General features: G+C 56.2%; 13 protein-coding genes, 1 other RNA gene and 1 pseudogene. 11 read left to right on the top strand and 4 right to left on the bottom strand.

The window, feature by feature from the left end; all coding sequences use genetic code 11:
• Window positions 1-22: 22 nt before the first annotated feature.
• From GFU70_RS03915 to GFU70_RS03945, 7 genes are all read left to right on the top strand, one after another.
• Window positions 23-9,301 carry a hemagglutinin repeat-containing protein gene (locus tag GFU70_RS03915; protein WP_193034274.1) on the top strand — a complete coding sequence of 3,093 codons (9,279 nt, stop codon included), beginning with the start codon at window positions 23-25 and terminating at the stop codon, window positions 9,299-9,301.
• 308 nt (window positions 9,302-9,609) lie between these two features.
• Complete coding sequence (locus GFU70_RS03920; RefSeq protein WP_058546210.1) at window positions 9,610-10,275, top strand: hypothetical protein; 666 nt, start codon at window positions 9,610-9,612, stop codon at window positions 10,273-10,275.
• 164 nt (window positions 10,276-10,439) lie between these two features.
• Window positions 10,440-11,474 (top strand): hypothetical protein, encoded by a 1,035-nt coding sequence (locus GFU70_RS03925; protein WP_058546205.1) that lies wholly within the window; start codon window positions 10,440-10,442, stop codon window positions 11,472-11,474.
• A 181-nt stretch (window positions 11,475-11,655) separates the two neighbouring features.
• The gene (locus tag GFU70_RS03930) at window positions 11,656-12,222 is read left to right on the top strand and encodes an Imm6 family immunity protein (RefSeq protein WP_153387632.1); all 567 of its coding nucleotides are present in this window, start codon (window positions 11,656-11,658) and stop codon (window positions 12,220-12,222) included.
• Window positions 12,223-12,298: 76 nt separating this feature from the next.
• On the top strand, window positions 12,299-12,781 hold the full coding sequence (locus tag GFU70_RS03935) for a DUF6985 domain-containing protein (RefSeq protein ID WP_058546206.1): 483 nt from the start codon (window positions 12,299-12,301) through the stop codon (window positions 12,779-12,781).
• 155 nt (window positions 12,782-12,936) lie between these two features.
• Complete coding sequence (locus tag GFU70_RS03940; RefSeq protein WP_153387633.1) at window positions 12,937-13,752, top strand: hypothetical protein; 816 nt, start codon at window positions 12,937-12,939, stop codon at window positions 13,750-13,752.
• A 136-nt stretch (window positions 13,753-13,888) separates the two neighbouring features.
• Window positions 13,889-14,338, top strand: a complete 450-nt coding sequence (locus GFU70_RS03945; protein ID WP_153387634.1) for an SMI1/KNR4 family protein — start codon at window positions 13,889-13,891, stop codon at window positions 14,336-14,338.
• Window positions 14,339-14,632: 294 nt separating this feature from the next.
• Here the strand turns inward: GFU70_RS03945 and GFU70_RS03950 are convergent, their stop codons facing one another.
• Window positions 14,633-15,994, bottom strand: coding sequence for a Fic family protein (locus GFU70_RS03950; RefSeq protein ID WP_153387635.1), 1,362 nt, complete (start codon window positions 15,992-15,994; stop codon window positions 14,633-14,635).
• Window positions 15,995-16,174: 180 nt separating this feature from the next.
• A complete protein-coding gene (locus GFU70_RS03955) occupies window positions 16,175-16,447 on the bottom strand; it encodes a hypothetical protein (RefSeq protein WP_116643210.1) in 273 nt (90 codons plus the stop codon).
• A gap of 255 nt (window positions 16,448-16,702) precedes the next feature.
• Here GFU70_RS03955 and GFU70_RS03960 point away from each other — a divergent pair.
• From GFU70_RS03960 to leuA, 4 genes and pseudogenes are all read left to right on the top strand, one after another.
• Window positions 16,703-16,888: pseudogene (locus tag GFU70_RS03960) on the top strand (leucine-rich repeat domain-containing protein); the annotation flags it as partial.
• Between the two features lie 99 nt (window positions 16,889-16,987).
• Window positions 16,988-17,821 carry an oxidoreductase gene (locus tag GFU70_RS03965; protein ID WP_153387636.1) on the top strand — a complete coding sequence of 278 codons (834 nt, stop codon included), beginning with the start codon at window positions 16,988-16,990 and terminating at the stop codon, window positions 17,819-17,821.
• A 21-nt stretch (window positions 17,822-17,842) separates the two neighbouring features.
• On the top strand, window positions 17,843-18,778 hold the full coding sequence (locus GFU70_RS03970) for an AraC family transcriptional regulator (protein ID WP_153387637.1): 936 nt from the start codon (window positions 17,843-17,845) through the stop codon (window positions 18,776-18,778).
• A gap of 229 nt (window positions 18,779-19,007) precedes the next feature.
• A complete protein-coding gene (leuA, locus tag GFU70_RS03975; protein ID WP_153387638.1) occupies window positions 19,008-20,702 on the top strand; it encodes a 2-isopropylmalate synthase in 1,695 nt (564 codons plus the stop codon).
• Window positions 20,703-20,968: 266 nt separating this feature from the next.
• Here leuA and ssrA read toward each other — a convergent pair.
• Window positions 20,969-21,362: a transfer-messenger RNA gene (ssrA, locus tag GFU70_RS03980) on the bottom strand.
• Window positions 21,363-21,458: 96 nt separating this feature from the next.
• Window positions 21,459-21,749, bottom strand: coding sequence for a hypothetical protein (locus tag GFU70_RS03985; RefSeq protein ID WP_058543806.1), 291 nt, complete (start codon window positions 21,747-21,749; stop codon window positions 21,459-21,461).
• Between the last annotated feature and the right edge of the window lie 54 nt (window positions 21,750-21,803).

Here is a 21,803-nt window from a genome sequence, read left to right on the forward strand (position 1 = left end):
TCTGCTGTAACGAGACCTGATCATGGACGACCGCCAATACGCCTTCCTGGCCCGCCAGCCTTCCGCTGCCCTGCAAACCCGCGAGCAGTTCTGGGGCATGCCCAAGCGCGGCCTGGCGTTCCTGTTGGCCAACGTCATGTTCTGGCAACCGCTGTGGGCCCAGGCCGACGGCATCGTGGTCAGCGCCCCGGGCACCAGCCTCGGCCAGGCCGGCAATGGCGTGCCGGTGGTCAACATCGCCAAGCCCAACGGCAGCGGTCTGTCTCATAACCAGTTCAAGGACTACAACGTCGGCAGCAACGGCGTGATTCTCAACAACGCCACCAACGCCGCCCAGTCCACGCAACTGGGCGGGATCATCCTCGGCAACCCGAACCTCAAGGGCACGGCCGCCAAAGTCATCCTCAACGAAGTCAACGGCGGCAACCCGAGCCAGCTGCGTGGCTACACCGAAGTGGCCGGGCAGTCGGCCCACGTCATCGTCGCCAACCCCTACGGCATCACCTGCAACGGTTGCGGTTTCATCAATACCCCCAGGGCGACCCTGACCACGGGCAAGCCGATCATCGAAAACGGCCAGGTGGGTCGCTATCAGGTGGATCAGGGCAGCGTCGCCATTGAAGGCGCGGGTCTGAACGCGAACAACGTCGACCGCTTCGAAATCATCACCCGCAGCGCCAAGATCAATGCCGAGCTCCAGGCGAAGAACCTGACCATCGTGGCCGGGCGCAACGACGTCAACGCCAATACCCTGAACGCCACTGCCCGTGCCGATGACGGCAGTGCGAAACCAGAATTGGCCATCGACTCCTCGGCCTTGGGTGGTATGTACGCTGGCGCCATCAAGCTGGTGGGGACCGAGGCCGGGGTTGGCGTGAAGCTGGACGGCAAGATGGTTGCCAGTGGCGGCGACATCCAACTCGACGCCAACGGTCATTTGAGTTTGGCGCAGACGGCTGCTGCCGGTGCCGTCGACATCGAGGCCAAAAGCCTGGAAACCCAGGGGCAGGTGTACGCCGGTAGCCGCCTGGACGTGAAGACCCAGGGCGACCTGACCAGCCAGAACAACCTGGTAGCGCGCGACAGCATTCACCTGGACAGCGGTGGCACGCTGAGCAACAACGGCATTATCGAAGCCGGGGTCAACGCCGATAACAGCCGCAATGCCACGGGTGATGTCACCCTCATTGCCAAGCAACTGAACAACGCCGGCAAAACCGTCATCGCCAGTCGCGACCTGAATGTCACGACCACCGCAGCGCTGAACAACCAGGGCGGCACGCTCAGTGGGCAGGGCAAGACCACCGTCACCGGCAACGTTGTGGATAACCGCAATAAAGGCCGGATCCTGGGTAACACCGAACTGCACCTGAGCGCCGATCAGGTCCTCAACAGCCAGGGCGGCCTGATCAATAGCCAGGGCCTGCTGACGGCCAACCTGGGCCATCTGGAAAACAATGCAGGTGAGCTGTCGAGCCTGAACAGCGCGACCCTGGTCCTCGGCAGCCTGGACAACCTGACCGGCCTGGTCATGGCCGGTAAAAACCTCGACATCACTAATACCGGCGCGATCAATAACCGGGGCGGCGAGCTGTCCAGCCAAGGCGTCATGACCGTGCGCACCGACAGCCTGGACAACCGCAACAAAGGCACCGTCGCCGCCAATGGCAAGCTGCTGGTCACGGCGACCGGCAAGGTCAACAACGCCGATAAAGGCCTGCTCGCCAGCCGTGCTGCTGAGGTCGAGTTCGATGCTGCCAGTTTGAATAACGCTAAAGGCACGCTGCAAGGCGAGGGCCTGGTCACCGTGGATGTATCCGGCGACATCGATAACCAGGGCGGCAGCATCATCGCCAAGGACGCCAAGCTGAATGTCTTCGCCACCAACCTGGACAACCGTGGCGGCGTGCTGTCCAGCGTCAAGGCGGCACTGGAGGCACGGGCCACCGGTGTGCTGAAAAACGGCTATGACGTGAACCGCCAGGGCGGCACGATCCAGGCCCAAGGACTCAGCATCCAAGCCTTGGCGGGGCTGTTCAACGACGGCGGACGCATCGCTGCGCAAGCCGGCGATGTCGTGGTCACCAACGCAGCGGCGAATATCAACAATCGCAACGGCGGGATATACGCCACGGGCAAGGTCTGGGTCACTGGCCGGGGCATGGACAACAGCGGCGGTGGGCAGGTCAGCGCCAGTCGCATCGACTTTGACCTTTCGGGGGCGCTGAACAACAACGCGGGCATCATCGAAAGCCAGGACAGCCTGGATATCCTGGCCGCCAGCTTGAGTAACCTGAAAGGCCAACTGCGCACTCTGGGCCAGAACAGCACCACGGTGTTCAACATCGGTGGCCTGTTCGATAACAACGACGGCACCCTGGAAACCGCCAGCCAAAATGTCGGCCTGGACACCGGCAGCATTCAGAACGTGGGTGGCAAGCTGTTGCACACTGGCCTGGGAGTGTTCGGCATCAGCCAGGCCAACCTGGGGCAGGCCGGCGGCCAGTTGGTGACCTACGGCAACCTGACAGTGACGGCAGACCGCTGGACCAACAGCACCGCGATCCAGGCCGGGCATCTGGTCGTGAATGTCGACCAGTTGACCCAGACCGCCACCGGCCAGTTGCTCAGCGCCAATAGCATGGAAGGCCGCGGCAGCAACTGGCGGGTTGATGGCCTGATCGGCAGCGATGGAGCCATCGACCTGCAACTGACCGGTGCCTATGCAGGCAACGGCCGCTTGAGCAGCCTCGGCACCTTGGGTCTCAAGGCCGCACTGATCAATCTGGAGCAAAACGGCAGTATCGCGGGCGGTGGCAACACAACCGTCGTGGTCGATGGCGTCCTCAACAGCTACGGTCGCCTGATCTCGGCGGCGGACCTGAGCGTCACGGCCGCCATGGTCAACAACTACGGCACGCTGGGCAGTGCCGGGGCGCTCGGTGTAACAACCGGCGATCTGCTCAACGAACACGGATTGATCTTCAGCGGCGGCAATACCAGCCTGCGCGTCAACAGCCTGACCAACCGCTATGCCGATATCTACAGCCTGGGTGACCTGAACATTGATCGCGACGGCCTCGGCACCCGTGCCAGCCGCATCCTCAACAGCTCCGGCTCGCTGCAGAGCGACGGCAACATGCGCCTGGCAGCCAGCACTATCGACAACGTCCGCGAAATACTGACCACCCACGACGCGGGCATCTACACCGCCTCGATCAGGGAGGTGGCCTGCATCCCAGGTGATTGCGACGGCCCCAAGCAAAACCACGTCTGGCAGATCATCCAGCGCGACAAGTTCGAAGTCACCGCGGCCAGCGCCGCCTCCAGCATCACCACCGGCGGCAACCTGAATATCCAGGGCGACACCCTGACCAACCGGAGCAGCAGCATCGGCGTCGGCGGTGCATTGACCGCCAACCTCGTCAGCCTGAACAACATCGGCATCGAGACTGGCGAGACCGAAACCTCGCGCACCTTCAGGTCCCAACGCACGCGCCACCCGAGTGGCTGGCGCGTCGCCGCGAATGACTTCACCAACAAATACTGGTTGCAGAGCCCGGGCTACAACGCCAACGACCTGGGTGGCCTTGAAGCAGCGATGAGCCGCTTCATCGGCATGACCGAGACTGAGTTTCTGCAGTTTCGCACCCAGACCAGTACGACCGATAACCAGACCTATGCCGCGATTATCCAGGCCGGTGGCGCCATCGACATTCCTACCCAGGGCGACCTCAACAGCGGCGTCGTGCGTGGCGGCTACAACTACGTTGGCGCTGGCCCACGCACCGACACCCAGGCCGACAACGCCTTCTCGACCCGCATCAGCGTCAATCGGCAGCTACCCCCGAGCCTGACCCAGCAACAAGTCGATCCGCTGGCCTTGCCGGGCTTTGACTTGCCCACCGGGCAAAACGGCCTGTTCCGCATGAGCGGCGACGGCTCCACCACGCCGACCCAGAGCACGGGCCTGACGCAAGTGCGTGGCCTGCCGGATCGCTCGTTCCAGGCCAACCCGCAAAAGTACTTGATCGAGACCAACCCGGCGCTGACCGACATGCGCCGGTTCATGAGCTCCGATTACCTGCTGACAAACCTGGGCTACGACCCGGACACCGCCGCCAAGCGCCTGGGCGACGGCTTCTACGAACAACGCCTGATCCAGCAAGCCGTGATCGCCCGTACGGGCCAACGCTTCCTCGACGGCCAGACCTCCGACGACGGCATGTTCAAGTACCTGATGAACAATGCCATCGCCAGCAAGGACGCACTTGATCTGTCCCTGGGCGTCAGCCTGACCGCCGAACAGGTTGCGGCCCTGACCCATGACATCGTCTGGATGGAGACCCGGACGGTGAATAATCAACAGGTGTTGGTGCCGGTGCTTTATCTGGCCCAGGCCAATAATCGTCTGGCGGCTAATGGGGCGTTGATTCAGGGTTCCGATGTGAGCCTGATCGCCGGTAAAAACCTGAACAATGCGGGCACCTTGCGCGCGTCCAGCAACCTGAGGGCGACGGCGGGCGACAGCTTGGTCAACAGTGGGTTGATGGAAGCGGGTGGTCGGCTTGATGCGTTGGCGAGTAATAACCTGACTAACAGGGCGGGTGGGGTTATTGCTGGGCGGGATGTCAGTGTTGTTGCCGTGGCGGGTGATTTGACCAATGAGCGAACCATTACCCGGCATGCCAGCAGCACCGGCTACAAGACTGAGCAACGCGAATTTGCCGACAGTGCGGCGCGGATTGAGGCGAGTCATGACCTGAGCGCGGGCGCTGGGCGGGATATCGCCAATGTTGGTGGTGTGCTCAAGAGTGGTAACGACACCACATTGCGCGCAGCCCGAAATATGAACATCACCGCCGCCGAGCAGGTGGACAGCCATACGCAGGGCAGCAAACATCGAGACCAGACCATTACCCAGAATGGTTCTAGCGTTACGGTTGGACGCGATCTTCAGGCCGTTGCGGGTGGTGACCTCAAGGTGATCGCTAGCCAGGTCGAAGCCAAGCGGAACTTGGCCATTGTCGCTACCAAGAACTTGACCTTGGGGCCCGCGGCGAATGAACAGCATTCGTATGGCCAGAGCAAGAAGGTCAAGAGCATCGAGGATCATGTCCAGCAGGTGTCCACCACGCTCAAGGCGGGCGGGGATGCGACGCTGAGCGCGGGGCAGGATCTCACGTTGGTAGCGAGTACGGTCAACGCGGGGAATGAGGCGTACCTGGTGGCGGGTAACAACCTCGCCCTGAAGGCCGCTGCGGATCAGGACTACAGCTTCTACAGCAAGACCAAGAAGTCTTCTTCCGGGAAGAAATTCCGGCTGGATGAAACGGACAGCACCTCCCAAGTGGGCAGCCTGGTCAGTTCTGGCGGCAACAGCACACTGGTGACGGGAGAAAACCTGCTGTTGGCGGGTAGCGCGGTTACCGCCGAGAAAGGTGCGACGAAATTGGTCGCAGGCAAGGATGTTCAGATTTTTGCCGTGACGGATTCCGACAGCGCTCGACATGAGCGTAAGGAAAGCAAAAGCAGTTGGGGCGGGTTCAAGTCGAGCAAAGTCCAGGACAAGGTCGACGAGAAACGCACCACGGCGGTGGGCAGCATGGTCTCCGGCGAGACGGTTACGGTCGCGGGCGGCCAAGATGTGAAAGTGACGGGCTCGTCCCTGGTCAGTACCGGTGATCTGGCAGTCCAGGCCGGGCGCGACCTGACCATCGACGCGGCGCAGAACACCTTCTCGCGCACCGATATGCATAAGGAAAAGAATCGTGACCTGACAGGTGTGCTGACCGGTAACAAGCTGGGCCTGGATGACATGACGGGCAACCAGCATCTGTTTATCAACAGTCAGAAGCACAACGGCACGGCTACAGAAACCACGCTTACCGGCAGCACGATCGGCTCCAGTGCCGGCAATGTAACGCTCACGGCTGGGCGCGAGTTGAGTGTGGTGGCCAGTGATCTGGTCAGTACCAAGAACACCAACCTCTCGGGTTCCAACGTCACCTTGGCTGCCGGTATGGAAAGTGCCAGCCAGAGCAGCACGGACAAATCCAACGGTCTCGCCGTAGGGCGCGTGGTGGGTGGGGCGATTGTCGATACGGTGAAGAGCATCCGGGACAACGCGAAGGCCGCGCGGAACGCCGATGATGGTCGTCTGAAAGCCGTGAAGGGGGCACAAGCCCTGATGGCGCTCAACGGCATGGGCGATCGGGTTGACGATCTTGCTGCGGCCGCCAGTGGCAGCCCAAATAGTAGTGGTGCCGTGTTCAAGATCGGGACGGAGCTGGCCAGCACCCACAGCAAGAGCACTACGCAATACGACAGCACCACCGCCAAGCAGACCACCGTCAACAGTGGCGGCAGCCTGCTGATCGTTGCGTCAGGCCAGGCTGCCGGGACCGCCGGGGATATCCATGTTCTCGGCAGTAAGCTGAAGGCGGCCGATACGCTGCTGCTGGCCAAGAACGACATCACGTTCGAGAGTGCACAAAACACCGAAGATCGTGAGAACCATAGCAGCAACAACAAGACCGCCATCGGGGCGAGCTTCAACATCGGCTCGCAAAACGGTTTCACCCTCGACCTGGGTGCCCAGCTCGCCAAAGGCAAGGGGAGCGGTCACGACGTCACGCAGGTCAACAGCACCCTGGATACGGGCTCGCTGAAACTGCAGAGCGGAAATGACACGACCCTGGCTGGCGCACAGATCCATGCCGACAGCATCCAGGCATTGGTTGGCGGTGACCTGAACATCGCTTCGCGGCAAGACACGTCCGAGCACAAGAACAAGCAAACCAGCGGCGGCTTTGGCGCCAGCATCTGTGTACCGCCGTTCTGTTACGGCGAAACGGTGACGGCGACCGCCAACATCGCCGCTAGCAACATGAACAGCAAGTACGAGGCGGTGACTGATCAAAGCGGTCTGTTCGCCGGCAAGGACGGTTACAACATCACCGTGGGCAAGAACACCGTGCTGCAAGGCTCGGTGATTGCCAGCGAGGCCACGGCCGATAAGAACAGCTTGAGCACGGACAGGCTGATCGTCAGTGACATCAAGAACGTCAGTGAGATCAAGAGCCAGTCTGCGGGCTTCAACGTCTCTTATGGCAGTGGTTATGGCGACTTGAAGCCAGGTACCACCTTTGGTGGCAGCGTTCCGCTGTCGCTCAAGGATTCCGACCACAGCACAACGCGCAGTGCTGTCAGCGAAGGCACGATCACGGTCCGCAATGCGGCAGGGGCCAATGATCTTGTGGGGCTGAGCCGGGACACCGACAACGCCAATTCGCGATTGGACCGTCCAGATGAAAAGGCAATGGAGGAGCGGATCGAGCTGATCCAAAGCACCGTTGCCTTATCCAAGACGGTCATCTCCGAAGTCGCCAGTACGCAGCAACAGGCTGCTAGTGAAAGAGCTCGAAACGCTTCGACCGAGCAAGAACGCAATGCTGCAATCGCCGATGCCAAGAGCTGGGACGTGGGCGGTGAAAAACTTTTCATGGCTGATATTGCCGCGGGCTTGATTGCGGCGGGTCTGGGCAGCGTTGGGGGCACCACGGCGGTGGGGCTGGTGGCGAACACCACGGCCGCCGACACGTATAAGAAAATTGGCGATTACGCCGACCAACAGTTGGCAGAGGCGACGCGCCAGAAAGACAAAACGCTTCAGGCCACATGGGGCGAGGGCGGTGCTGCGCGCGTCTTGCTCCACAGCCTGGCCGGCGCTGCGCAAGGCTTATCCAGCGGCACGGCCGCCGGGGGCGCGCTGAGCGCGGGAGCCTCGGCGACAATCATGCCGGCCATGGACAAAGTGCTTAAAGACGGCGGTATCGGTATCGACAGCCGGGATGCCTTTAATGCCTTGCTGGCAGCAGGTTTGGGAGCGGCGGTAGGTAAGGGCGGCATCTCCCAGGCGAGTGGCGCGAATATCGCGAGCAACGTAGAAAAATACAACCGCCAGGCCCACCCCACCGAAGCACGCCTGATCGAGCAGGAAGCGCCGAAGCTGGCTGCTCAGTTGGGCATCAGCGAGGCCGAGGCCGAGCAGCAGATGGCGCGGGCGTTTGCGTTTTATACCGATGCAGATTGGAACAAGACAATTGGTGGAGCGGACAGCCAGTTTGATGCTGTGACACTGGAGTATCTGGGGAAAGCATTGGCGCCGTTGGCTGATCGGTATGACACCACGGTTGGAACTCTGGAGAACGACAACAAGGGTTATACCTCCGGCGAGACGCTGGCTCTGATAAAGAACTACAACAAAACGCATTCATCTGAATTCAAGAATGCGGATATCAATATTGCGTACCTCGGTGACCCCGACTCGTATGGCACCACTGACCTGGCTAATTTCTACAAACTGAATCTTGATTTCAGCGGTAGAAAAAACGGGGCGTTTGACGGAGCCAAGGGAGCGCTAGCCGGTGCGGGTATAAGCGTGTGGTCCACGGTTCAATCCATGGCTTCGATGGGGAACGACCTGCTTTCGGGCCATGTATTGGAGGTTGCCAACAACGCGCTCGACCCATTTGTGGATCCACAGGACATCATTGGTGACTGGAAGGTCACTCAGGATGGCCAGGATTTTGTTTTCAAGCTGCAAAACAATCGCTATGGTCTGGCGCTGCAAGCGACGAAGAACAGTATTGATCTCGGGTCGTTGCTCCTTCCAGGGCTTGGCGAAGTGGGGGCAGTGGGGAAGGTCGGTGAGCTGGGGCAGTTTGAGGCGAAGCTTGCGCAGCAGTTGGATACTTTTACTGGTGCAAAAGGGCCGGTGCAGGTTGTCCCTGATGCAGTCAACCCTCCCAAGGTCAGCCCGGTTGAAGACCTGTTTGGGCAGACATTTGAAAGTATCCCGCTGTCGCACCTTCCCAATTGGAAGACCGGTTCGCTTGTAAATGATGGGGTGTTGGGCGAGCAACTGGCCCTTCAAACCCTCAACGGAAAAACCGGCCTCAATTTCAAGCCATTGCAGAACGGTAGCAACCACGGCTGTGATGGCTGCGCGGTGGCGATCAATGGCGATACGATTACCGTGGTGGTGATGGATGCGAAGTCTTCTGTGAACGGTGTGAATGCGGCACGCACGCCGCATGGGGATCCGGAGACAAGATTGAGAGGGTGGTTGCAAAAAAGTTCGATAACCCAATCCGATCCTGCGTTGGCTCGAGCCTTGAGATCCGCGCTGGGAAGAGATGGAGTCAAAGTCCAAGGCGTTACCGTTAAAGTCGGTTTGCCAGCACCCGCTAAAACAGGTCAAGCAGAAGTTAAGGTGGAACCATGGCCCAAAAAATAAATCAATTTGAACGCGTGGGTGTGAACCCAAGGTGGCCCTCTTACAAATCAGTACTTGCTCGCATCGCCAGAGGGCCGCATGTTGAGGACGCGTTTTATGTCAACGCGATACGCGAATACGTCACTAGGAAGGATGCAAGACCCACTGATCCAATGATGGTTCCAAATAAAAATAATGCGACAGATAGCATCTCAGAAGAAATGGCGCGGGTAAGACTTTATAAAGTACTTGCCACTGCACCAGACAACCCGCAATGGTTGCAAGAATTGGCTCACTGGATGCGTTACTACCAGGTAGGTGTTTGGCAATTGTACTTTTGGGCGCACCAGTACGATCAACGCCCCGGTAACTATATTCGCCAGCAAAACTACAGTATCCAAACCGGTGCCAACATGATGGGCACGATGGCGATCCTGGGCTGGAAGGATGCCGTCCTCCATCAGGGCTATCTCACTCATGCGGCGCTTAATCGCGAACATCAGTTGGTGATCGAGTACGAAGAGCAGCACCGCCGCGCCCAAGCCTTTATGCTTCGCGTGTTTGCCGATTGGGTGGGGAATGTATCGCACCTGTGGCCGGCCTATGCATATGATGAACCTATCTACGAAGCTCTACTGGCCAACTGGCGCACCGCCAACCCCGACGACTTGTTGCCCTGCCTGCTGGCCGCATGTGACCGCCACACCTGGCAAACCGGCAAAGACAGCCAAAAGAATTCGTACGATTTCGATCAGGAATGCCACATGGAGCGCGTGCCGTTGGAAATCCTCTACATACTGCGTCTACGCCAATGGGAAGGCTTGCCCAATCCTCAGCAGATTGATCATCCGCTGATGGCCGCGCCCTTTGACCAATTGCCGCCCGAGCAGCCAGTGCCTGAGTTGGACGAGTTGATGCAAGGTGTGCTCAAACGCGCAAGGGAAGACTGGCCACAGTACGATGAAGTGTTGTCGTTGCCAGCATTGAGGAGTTGAAAGGTGCAAAAGAGCTGAGAAAAAAGGGGACAGATTTATTTTTTTGCTAAGTACTTAAATAAATCTGTCCCCTTTTTTCTTTCTTTTTTCCTTTTTTCCTTTTTTCCTTTTTTCTATTTTTCTATTTTTCTTTTTTAAGCGTCAATGATGCGCTTGGAGCATTCATGAAGAAAGCAACGCTGCTAATTATTGGCTTGATTCTGACGTTATCCGGCTGCAAATCCAACGTCCGGGACTCTTCTCCTAACCTGCTTCGCGACGGTATCCAATTCCAGCAGAAAAAGGTTGTCGTCGATGCGCAGCACGCCAAGGTGATCATGAAAGCGACGGGCAATGTCGTCCCTGTGGAGTTTGCAATCAGGCGAGCGACGGACCCAGACCGACGTATGGATGTGCAGGGGACAGTGGTGGATTCCGGTCGCGGCAAAGTGTTCGGCTGGATTGCCAAGCTCAACGAAACGGCCCACAGCGCGACCTTGAAGCATTTCCCTCAGTTGGAAGTGCAAGCTGATCCCGATCAGCCATTCGAGGTATCGGGTTACGCCACTGGCGAAAGTATCAACCGCGGTTATCGTTGCGGTCCGATCAGCACCATTTTCACGCCGGAGAAAGGCAAGGTTTATCTGGCGGAACTCCAGTTTGTGGGTGGAGGCTGTGAACTGCATGCCTATGACATCACGCAGCCTCAGGAGCGTATTCCGGTCATAGGTAGCGCGCAAAACGGTGGCTTCGCCAACGCCGTCCCGGGTTGCAAGTCGGCAACGACCTCGGTGAATAATCAGCCGGTCACAACACAGTTTTGCATCAAATCCATCATGCTCCAGCCTTCGCAGTATCGCGTTAGCGTCAACGATCAGACTGTTTTCAGCGGTACCGATTACGAGCGCGTTGCTTTTGTAAAAACCGTTAAGGAAGGGGCCGTAACCGGTGGTTGCAATGAAATGATCGAGGCGCAGGCGGGCACTACTCAAAAGCCTGTCGCCTTTAAAGACCTGCCAGCTGATTTAGTAGCGGGCTGCCACATTACTGCGGACGCTGAGGGCAGAGCCCAACCGTTTAGTAAAGATGAAGCCTGTGACAAGGTGTTCTACAAGGCCATGATGCCGGTTTTAGGCAAGGTAGTACCCGTGGAGGTGGCGCGGCAATGTTTCGTCAGAATAGGGGGGCAGACAGTATTTGAGGACCGTTTCAGTTTCTGACTTAAGATTTGAGATGCGTTTATATGAGGATGTGGTCCTCCATAATATTTTCGTTTGTTTTCGTTGCTAATTCTATATCTATATACCTAAGTAGTAGTAATTTATGTGGGAAAAAGGGGGCGGATTTATTTGCTTGCTCAGTTATTAAATAAATCCGTCCCCTTTTTCTGAGAGGTTTTCCATGGAGAATAGCGAGTTGTTAGGTGTTATCGACAGCATGGTTTGGACTAAGAAGGCCGCTATTTTTCTTCTATTGCTGGATCGCGCTTTAGTGAATCTAGAGTCCGCGAACCTAACTCACGATAGGTGTGAGGAAGCTATCGATCTCTGCTGGCAGTGGATGTCTGATCGCAGTGTGGATGGGGACCACTTGGCGTATTATCTGGACTCTGATGAAATGCAAAATGGTCCGTTGGCAGAGCAAAATTTTGAATCGGATAGTCTGCAACAGAATAGCTTGATTCTAATTCTCTTAGTTGTAGGTTTTTTTGCTCATCGGGCTTATGAGTTTTCAGGTCAACAAGAAAAGATGTCAGCGTCAATAGCCGAGGCGAATGAGGGGGCTATTGACTACATTGTTGACTATGTCGACAAGACCGACCTTCGGAGTGTTTTATTTGGTTTTCTGTCCAAGAGCGAAACGTTTAGTGGGGGGGCTTTCATGATTCGTGCACCTTGGGGAGATGAACAATACTGGCGCGGTCGTGAAACAAAAGATAACAAAAAAGGGGACAGATTTATTTTGTGAAACACAGAGGGGCAGATTTGTTGGTTTTGCTCGGTTTATAAATAAATTTGTCCCCTTTTTATTTAGGCGGTTAAAAATGAGTTTTGTCTCAGGTAGTGATTTTGGTGAGCTGCTTTTTGATGGGATTTGGACCGGGCTGTGCGATGTAGTGATTTTTGGATGCCACCATGAGGTGCCGCTTGTTGTTCAAACGTTTGATGGCGACCCAATATCTGAAACTCAGCGGCTTGCGTTTCGAGAGTTTGATTCAAATAAAATCGCGATTTCTTTATTGATAGAAGAAACTGTTTTCAACTATTACCTTGGTAGGGTTGAGGAATACCGAGAATGCTTTGGTGCTGAAGAGGTCGATATCAAGGCGCCCAGAGTCCATGCAGTTGACGATATGCATGGATTAGTTTCTTTGAAGTGCATTAAAGTAATGTCCGCTTTTAATACCAGGGCGCGCGAAATCGGTTTTATCTTTGATGCCACCTTCGACCCCCAGCTTGGTTTGGGGGTTCTGGTTACTAATGGTTCAGTAGAAGCTGTTGATGCGCAGGATATTTTGCTGGGTTGATTGGCGTATAGAAAAAAGGGGACAGATTTATTCTTTTGCTAAGTGCTTAAATAAATCTGTCTCCTCTTTTTTCGTTGCGGTTGGCCCCATCTCACCTTTGCACAGAATAGAAATTCCTGACTGGTCCACTCCTCTGGTGCCAAAACGGTAAGAATATGAACTTTGAAAACGCGCTTAAAGCTCTCAGTCTGCCGGATGCAGTGGTAGCGTGTGCTGCCGGAAGAATCAGGTCACCCATTTGCACTCTAGAGGCACCTGCTCAATGGTTTGGTTTTCCACCTGCGCTGGTCCCAATCTGGAGTGACGGCTCTCGTCCAACCTATATTGGATATTGGAAGCACTGGTTCGTGGAGCGGGAGCCTTGTTTTGTAAAGATGTTCGTAAGCTCCGATCGCATGACGACGGAGATCGCCAGAACGCCTTCACAATTGTTTGGAGTAATCGCGATGATGGCGATCAGTTTGGATGATGGGGTGACGTTAGATCTTGAACAGTTTGCGGCGAGGGTAGGGCTTGAAAGCTTATCGGAGCTGGATGCGGTCTCTCTGAAAACAGGTGACGACCCAAAGGGGTTTCCCAAGGCAGAGCTGTTTAGAACATTGACCCCTCTTGACTGTAATTCTTATGACGGCAATCCATATATGGGAGACTTTCCCAGTGAGTTTGCCAGAGGGAACTGGTGGGAAACTAGCTGTTCCTTTGAGGTTCTCAATAAGAATATGCGAATACCAGAGAGCGCGAGCTTGCCTGGCTGGTTTGATCCTGTTCAGGTAAAAACGACGCTATTCGAAAGTTTTATGTCGGAGGGTCGCTTGGACTATGCCTGGCTGACATTGAACTCGACTGGCTGGTTAATTGCTGATGCAAGACGGGCGATTATAGAACTGCAAGCTCGCACCTGCGATGAGGTTTTCGGTTGTGTTGCTGCGTCTTGGCTATCGTTTGCTGATGATAGTGCTGGAGGTTATTGAATGTGCTAGTGCTCTGAGAAAGAAAAAAAGGGGGCAGTAAGGCGCAAAGGGAGCGGGCTTATTGGGTTTTCTCAGTTTATAAATAAATCTGCCAACTTTTTGCGCTATGAGCAGAAAATTTATTTGGTAAATAACTATGATGAATTCAGTAGAAATAAGACGTCTTATAGACGAAATAACATCCGCTGAGCTTTTTGAGGGGGATTATGGTGACTGTATTTTTAATGTTGATGCCATACTGAGCGGTGTTGAAGAAATGGACCGAAAAAGTGTGCCTACTGATTATCTTGAGTTTCTTGAAAATTTTGGATTCGGTGAACTAGACGCTGCTTTTTACGTTGATGATGGTCCGGAAAAATATTCAACTATATGCGGTCGGGAAATTGAGGGTTATGAAGGAGTTTATATAATCGGTGGGAGTTCGAGCGACGTGCTATATGCTTTTGACGCAAAGAATAATTGGCAAGTTGTAGAGGTTAGCTCAGAGTTGGATGGGTTTGAGGTGTTAGCATCGAACTTTTCTGACTTTATCTTAGAGAAGCTTAAGTATGTAAAGTCCATGGTTGAGCGACGCGCGGCACGCTAATGGTTACTTTGCGATCTAATAGGTTCAAAAGCGACAATTGGGACCAACGATACAGCCTCAGTGGAGATAGGGTCTTCTGTACCTCAACTAAAAAAAGGGGCAGATTTATTTTGTTAGTTGCAGAGGGGCTGCCTCATTGCTTTTCTTGGTTTATAAATAGATCTGTCCCCTTTTTTTTACTTCGATACCAGCAAAAAGGGATCGAAAGGGGACAGATTTATTTTATGAGCAGGTCTGTTGGTTTGTATGTTGATAAATAAATGGGCGTCCCCATTTTTGCGCAGTGATCATCCATCAGTGGCCATGGAGCGACTTCCAGGACATGAACTCTGATGGTCGTAACCCATAGCGTGCGAGGACCCCTTCGTGCAGTCGACGGAGTTCTTCGACGATCAGTGCTTGCACCTCCGGCTGCTCTCTTTCCGAAACATATTCCGTTACCGAGCGTTGAATACAGAACAACGGGTCAAGCTCTGGGTGAGTGACGATTTCCCGAATGGTCTTCTTGATGAGGTCTCGCCATGCCAGGCGTAAAGGGTCCGGCTCCGCAAGGTCTTGCTTGATTGCCAGATATTCCTGTGTTGAGCGTTCGTAGGCCCAGATATACAGGTCGCGAAGCAGCTCTACCCGAGTCATTTCGTACACGCCTAATGTGGCTCGGCTGTAGGCCTGCTCCGGTACATCCAGAAAGGTCAGCGGACAAAGGTTGGCCCGGAACAAAGGGAGATTCGCTGCCAGTCGGGAGGTGCGTTTATTGATGTCGGCAAAAGGCTGCAAATAGGGCAGGTGCACCATCATGAAGAAAGACTGCTCGAACGGATCAGCGATCTGATTGGCTTTGCCAAGCAGGACGTCCAGTGCATCTTCAATTTGCTGTGGCGTTGAGAGCGGGCGATAGGTGCTTTTCCCGATGTCGACGGCGTGCTGGCGAATTCGGCCCTCGTCTGCTGGGTTGGGCAGCAGGTTTTCGGCCAAGGCGCTATGCAGGTTCATCAATGTGTAGCGGTTGAACTCGGCACTCTCGATGTTCTCGACCAAAAGCTCGATAGCTGTCTTATGGTTCAAGATCATCTGCGTTTCTATAGCGGCCTTGCCCTGTGCTGCCTTACCTTGCTCGATGAGTTGTCGCGTGTCGAGCCGTGAGTAGGTGTTCCCTTCCAGATGGCTTGATGCCCACGACAGATCAATCAACAAGCGATTCAGGACCGCCCGGCTGTAAGTGCCTGCTGGCTCCGTCGCATCTGCGGTTTTGCCCATCCTGTGCAATTGGCGCCGCAACGACTCAGGTAAGTACCCTGTCTCGTTAGGACGATAGGCGTCCAGAAAGTCACGTTGGTAGCCCACCGGCTTGCGCGCTTCTGTGGGCTGGTTGATATAGGCGAGTATGTCCCGGCTGTCTGCAGATAATGGAATGAAGGCAGGGAAGGCATCGGTGTCAGTATTCAGGGCGTGGGTTTCGGCCTGGTGTTCTATTGCGAAATAACGTCGTGCCCTGCCTTCTCCCTGTGCAGTGATTTGGCTGCTTTCGACCAGGTTTGCAAGGATGCGCTGCGCCGTTCGCCGGGCGATTTCCGGGTGCTTGGTCAAAAGCTCTGAGAGGCTCGCCCCGCTCCTGGATGCCAGGATACTGTTCAGTATGTCGGTGGTCGAAGGCATGGTTATGTTGGCGCTGTTGGAGAAGATTTGGCGCGATTATGGCGCAGTTCTCAGAATCGCGCCATTTTGGATTGAAAATTTGGCGCAGTTCTTGACGAACTGCGCCACAGCTCATCGCAGCAGATGGATGTAGTTGCTCACGGTGGGGGCTACGTTATGGCCATAGTCGCCCGTCTTCACTTACTCCGCCGCCTGCGCCCGCAATCGTCTGCCAATCACATCCATCACATCACACCCGTCGCGCAGCGCAATCGTCAGCATTTTGCAAAAGTCGGAAAGCACCAGCGTGTCGGAACTGATCTCCGAGCGGAACGCGATGTTTTCCAGCAGTTGAGTCACCGTGCGGATGCGGTAGTCAGCGGTTTCGAAGAGGACATCAAGCGGGGCTTGGGTGTCGATCAGCAGGGTAGCGGGGGTGCAGTCGATGCCGGTGATGGGCATGTATCGATTCATCGGTAGGACCTCATTCAGTTGTAAGGAGCTACCTCGTTGCCGGGTCGCCAAACCCGAGTCGCCATTGGGCGACGAGGAACTATAGGCCGCCCCGATCAAGCGCTACAAGACACCGCTTTCCGAGCTTCATGTAGGAGCTTTGGCCTTTCTACGGCTGTATTTCCCTACATTTGGTTTACAGCTATCAACGGGTTCGAATTAGCCGTCCATTTGGCACCTTGTCATGGCTAGAGAGGGGACTGTGGGTGAAAGCGATTGCCGCTGCGGGACCTGACACTCGGCGCCGATCCAGGGGAATCGCGGATCACGTCGGCCGTGGTGCCGGTGTTGGAGCAACTGCCGCTGCAAACACTGTGGTTGCCCAACCGCGCTGGGATCGATGCAAACGGTTGGGACCGCTTGGCCAGGTTGCCAGCCCACGTGACCGGTCCGGGAATCTGACGTGCTGATAGGAATAGGCAATGCCCCAAGGCAAACCGGCATAGGTGGGCCATTTTTCGATCGTTACCATGGCCTCCTGTTTATCCATTGGAGTTCACCATGCACGACAGAAAAACCCTCTTCATCACCGGCGTGAGCAGTGGCTTGGGCAACGCCCTGGCGCAAGAAGCGCTCGCAGCAGGCCACCGTGTCATCGGCACCGTGCGCAGTGAGGCGGCGTTGCAGGCTTTCGAAGCGCTCTCCACGGAACGTGCCCATGGCGTGATCCTGGACGTCACCGAGTTCGACCGAATCGATAGCGCAGTGGCGCAGATAGAAACCACTTACGGCCCGGTCGATGTGCTGGCCAACAATGCTGGCTACGGTCATGAAGGCATCTTCGAGGAATCGCCGCTGGAGGAGATGCGTCGCCAGTTCGACGTCAACGTGTTTGGCGCGGTGGCATTGACCAAGGCCTTCGTGCCGTACTTTCGTCAACGCCGTGCGGGGCATATCCTCAACATCACCTCCATGGGCGGCACCATTACGATGCCGGGCATTTCCTATTACTGCGCGAGCAAGTTTGCCCTCGAAGGCCTCTCCGATACGCTGAGCAAGGAACTGCTACCGTTCAACATCTTCGTGACCGCCGTCGCGCCTGGTTCGTTTCGCACCGACTGGGCGGGGCGTTCGATGCAGCGCACGGCGCGGAGCATTGCCGACTACGACGCCAGTTTCGATCCGATACGTAACGCGCGCGTGGAGAAAAGCGGCAAGCAACTGGGCGACCCTCGGAAAGCGGCGCAAGCGATGTTGCAGATCATTGCCAGCCCGACGCCACCTGCGCACTTGCTGTTGGGCAGCGATGCACTGAGCCTGGTGCGCGACAAGCTCAGTCGTGCGGCCAGTGAGATCGATCAATGGGAAACGCTGACCCGTTCGACCGACGGTTGAACGGCCAGCAAAGGGGCATCAATGACTCAGGCCTCAAACACCTCGCGCATGGTGCAGTTGATGGAACAGCTTGCGCCGGTCGAGGGCTACAACCTCAGCGCGCTGGAGGACATCCGTTTTCTGCGTTCGAACCGGCCGCTGACGCGCACGCCGGTGTTGTATGAGCCCGGCATCGTGATCTTGTGCCAGGGGCGCAAGCGCGGTTATCTGGGGGAGGACGTCTACGTGTATGACGCCCAGCACTATCTGGTGGTGTCTGTCCCTGTTCCATTCACCATGGAGACCGACGCCACCGAAGCTGAGCCCATGCTGGCGGTCTACATGCGCCTCGACTTACAGCTGGCCAGCGAGTTGATGTTGCAAGTCGACGAGACCCTCGGCCCCAGCGATGCCCAACCCAAAGGCATGTACGCCTCGCCCATGGACGATTTGCTGCGCAGCTCGACGCTGCGTTTGCTGGAAGCCATGAGCCGCCCGGGCGAAGCGCAAATACTCGGGCCGTCACTGGTACGGGAAATCTACTACCGGATCCTGACCGGCGAGCAGGGCGGCTCGATGCGCGCCGCGCTCAGTCGCCAGGGGCACTTCGGCAAGATCACCCGGGCGATCCGCAAGATCCACAGCTGCTACCACGAGCACCTGGACGTCGAAGCGCTCGCCGACGAAGCCAACATGAGTATCCCCAACTTTCACCTGCACTTTCGCAGCGTGACGGACTCCACGCCCATGCAGTACTTGAAATCGACACGTCTACACCAGGCGCGATTATTGATGCTGCACAACACCATGAGCGCTTCGACGGCCGCGTTCAACGTCGGCTACGAAAGCGCCTCGCAATTCAGCCGCGAATTCAAGCGGATGTTCGGGCGCACGCCTCAGGCGGAGATTGAATGGATGAAGGCGACTTATGCGTTGCCGGCGCCTGTTGCGCCGTCTGTTTATGTTTCGTCGCATTAGGGGTGGATTATCCCTATCTCGTAAGATTCAAAATTGTCCAATATTTAAGTGGTCTAGCATAAACAACCAATATTCTTATAGTCATTGGTTTTTCTTGTGGTTTTTCCCCTTTTGATGACGTGAAGACGCAATTTGTATCAAGTTATGTTCGTTTATTATTGGATCCAATGTTCGGAGGCGTCAGATGCCGAGCCTGCCCACCTAGGACGTATCAAAAAGGATAAACGCCATGATGCTGAAGGATCCTTCCAGCAAATATCGACATTTCACCACAGTGGATCTGCCGGACCGCACATGGCCCGGTCAGGTCCAGTCCGTTGCGCCTAGCTGGTGCAGCGTCGATATGCGCGATGGCAATCAGGCCTTGATCGAGCCGATGAATGCCGAACGCAAGCGCCGTTTCTTCGACCTGTTGGTCAAGGTCGGCTTCAAGGAAATCGAAGTAGGTTTTCCCGCCGCTTCGCAGACCGATTTCGACTATGTGCGCGAACTTATCGAAACGGGTGCGATTCCCGATGACGTGACGATTCAGGTCATGACGCAAGCCCGCAGCCATCTCATCGAGCGCACGTTTGAGGCATTGAAGGGCGCTCCCCGCGCTATCGTGCATGTGTACAACGCGACCGCACCGGTGTTTCGAGAGGTGGTATTCGGTGTTGACCGCGCCGGGTGCATCGAGATTGCCACCCAGGCCACTCGCGAAATCAAACAGCACATGGACAACAATCCCGAGACGCAGTGGACCTTCCAGTATTCCCCCGAGACTTTTTGTTTCACCGAGTTGGATTTTGCATTGCAAGTCTGCGAGGCGGTGACGGACGTCTTTGCACCAACGCCTTGCAACAAGATGATCCTGAACCTGCCGACGACCGTCGAAGTCTCCACGGCCAATGTCTTCGCCGATCAGATCGAATGGTTTTGCCGGCATTTCAGCCGTCGTGACAGCGTGATCATCAGCGTCCATCCGCACAATGACCGGGGCACCGGGGTTGCCACCGCCGAGCAGGCCTGCCTGGCCGGTGCCGAACGGGTCGAGGGCACGCTGTTTGGTAACGGCGAGCGGACCGGCAATGTCGATATCCTCACCCTGGCCATGAATCTCTACACCAGCGGTATCGATCCGCAGTTGGACTTCTCGGACATCATCCACGTCCAGCGCGAGGTGGAATACTGTAATCAGTTGCCCACGCATCCTCGCCATCCTTACGCGGGCGAATTGGTGTTCACGGCCTTTTCAGGGTCGCACCAGGACGCGATCAAGAAAGGCTTTGCAGTGCGCCAGGCCAATCTCGATGGCTTCTGGGAAGTGCCTTATTTGCCCATTGATCCGGCGGATATGGGGCGCAGTTATGAGGCGGTCATTCGCGTCAATAGCCAATCCGGCAAAGGCGGCGTGGCCTATCTGCTTGAACTGCATGGGGTCGTGATGCCGCGCCGATTGCAGATGGAGTTCAGCGCCCTGGTCCAGCAAGAGGTGGATGGATCGGGCCAGGAGATCAGTAGCGAGATGATCCTTGCGTGCTTTACCCGGCACTATCTGGATGAGGGCAATCCCTACACGTTATTGCAGCCTAAATTGGTCAGCGAAGGCGCTGTGACTTACCTGGAGGGCGTGCTCGACATGGGGGGCACCAAGTTCGACCTCAGCGGTGAGGGCAACGGTCCGCTGGCGGCGCTGGTCGATGCATTTGCCCAGCGTGGCGTTCACTTCGATATCGCCGATTATCATGAGCACGCTGCTCGCGATGGGGCTCAGGCCGAAGCACTTGCCTATGTCGAGATTCGCGTGAATAACCGGCTGCTATTCGGCGCCGCGCGCGACGGCAGTAGTTTGCTGGCGTCCCTCAAGGCGGTGACAAGCGCCGTCAATCACGCATCGCGCCTGGGGCTGCTCAGCGTGATGAGCGCTGTGGTGCCTTGCTGACATGGTGCGTGTACAACCCTGGCGACGTTGGCCGGTAACTACGGTCATGGGGGCATAGTGGCTTCGCATCGGCATGCCGAAGGGCAACGGGTGTATGCCATTAATGGCGTGATGTCGGTCTCGGTCGCCGGTGCGACGTGGGTGGTTCCCTATGGCCACGCGCTGTGAGTAACCTCGGGTTGGACACGCGTAGGGCGGGAGCAGGCGTCGGAGAGTTTTGGTGGGGCACAAAAAAAGACGTCCGTGGACGTCTTTAGATGTTGAAGTGGTGGAGCCGGGGGGATTTGAACCCCCGTCCGCCAGTACTCCGCTGTCGGTACTACATGCTTAGCCGTGTCTATTAAGTTAACCCTCAGCGACCCGACGGGCAGGGTGCTTTGGGCGAGTTGTGTAAGTTTTAGCCGATTCGTCCACAACGTACTGCACGGCGATTCTGTTCTATATGACAATCACTTTGGGTTTACAGACATCCCCTGATGATTGCTGGACCCGAAGGTACCAGAAGGGAAGGGCTAAGGCTGCTTACGCAGCGAGAGCGTATTCCCCGTAGGTTTCGTCATTGGCAACTATAGGAAGTTGCAACAGTGGATTTACGAGTTCTGTTACCAACTCGGCATGCACCTAAAGTTTCGCAACCGGCGTCGAATCCTAAACGGCCCCGAACCTGTCGCTCCATGAAGCTGGAGGAGCGGCAGGCATTTGCAGTGTACGCCAATCCGCGTCTGAGGCCAACCCGAAGGTTGGCCGGACGCGACATTACTGCGGATCGCCTTTGGTGTTGTTCTGCAATTTCTGAATGGCTTGAGTGGTCAGCGAGATGCATTCCTTCGTGCCTTGCTCGGTGCCTTTGGCCTGTGCAGCGGAGGCCTGCTGGACGGTGGCATCCATGTCAGATTTCATGCTTTCACTCATTTGCTCGGTGCTGACCTTGGCATCCTTGATTTTTTGCAGATTGACTTGGCAAAGGTCTGCTTGGTCATTTGCAAACACCGGAGAGGCCAACATCGCAGCGGAAATGAACAAGCCAGCAAGTGCGGTGTGCTTCATGTGAATCTCCTTTAACGTCTGGTCTCGGTGCTGGCCGTAGGGTCACAGACAGGG

The organism is Pseudomonas brassicacearum, assembly GCF_009601685.2.
Classification (GTDB): Bacteria; Pseudomonadota; Gammaproteobacteria; order Pseudomonadales; family Pseudomonadaceae; genus Aquipseudomonas; species Aquipseudomonas kilonensis_B.

Excerpts from the sequence above, each read along its gene's own strand:
- GFU70_RS03925 (WP_058546205.1), top strand. The coding sequence starts at position 10,440 with ATGAAGAAAGCAACGCTGCTAATTATTGGCTTGATTCTGACGTTATCC.
- leuA (WP_153387638.1), top strand. The coding sequence starts at position 19,008 with ATGATGCTGAAGGATCCTTCCAGCAAATATCGACATTTCACCACAGTG.
- GFU70_RS03915 (WP_193034274.1), top strand. The coding sequence starts at position 23 with ATGGACGACCGCCAATACGCCTTCCTGGCCCGCCAGCCTTCCGCTGCC.
- GFU70_RS03985 (WP_058543806.1), bottom strand. The coding sequence starts at position 21,749 with ATGAAGCACACCGCACTTGCTGGCTTGTTCATTTCCGCTGCGATGTTG.
- GFU70_RS03930 (WP_153387632.1), top strand. The coding sequence starts at position 11,656 with ATGGAGAATAGCGAGTTGTTAGGTGTTATCGACAGCATGGTTTGGACT.
- GFU70_RS03935 (WP_058546206.1), top strand. The coding sequence starts at position 12,299 with ATGAGTTTTGTCTCAGGTAGTGATTTTGGTGAGCTGCTTTTTGATGGG.
- GFU70_RS03945 (WP_153387634.1), top strand. The coding sequence starts at position 13,889 with ATGATGAATTCAGTAGAAATAAGACGTCTTATAGACGAAATAACATCC.
- GFU70_RS03950 (WP_153387635.1), bottom strand. The coding sequence starts at position 15,994 with ATGCCTTCGACCACCGACATACTGAACAGTATCCTGGCATCCAGGAGC.
- GFU70_RS03955 (WP_116643210.1), bottom strand. The coding sequence starts at position 16,447 with ATGAATCGATACATGCCCATCACCGGCATCGACTGCACCCCCGCTACC.
- GFU70_RS03940 (WP_153387633.1), top strand. The coding sequence starts at position 12,937 with ATGAACTTTGAAAACGCGCTTAAAGCTCTCAGTCTGCCGGATGCAGTG.
- GFU70_RS03965 (WP_153387636.1), top strand. The coding sequence starts at position 16,988 with ATGCACGACAGAAAAACCCTCTTCATCACCGGCGTGAGCAGTGGCTTG.
- GFU70_RS03970 (WP_153387637.1), top strand. The coding sequence starts at position 17,843 with ATGACTCAGGCCTCAAACACCTCGCGCATGGTGCAGTTGATGGAACAG.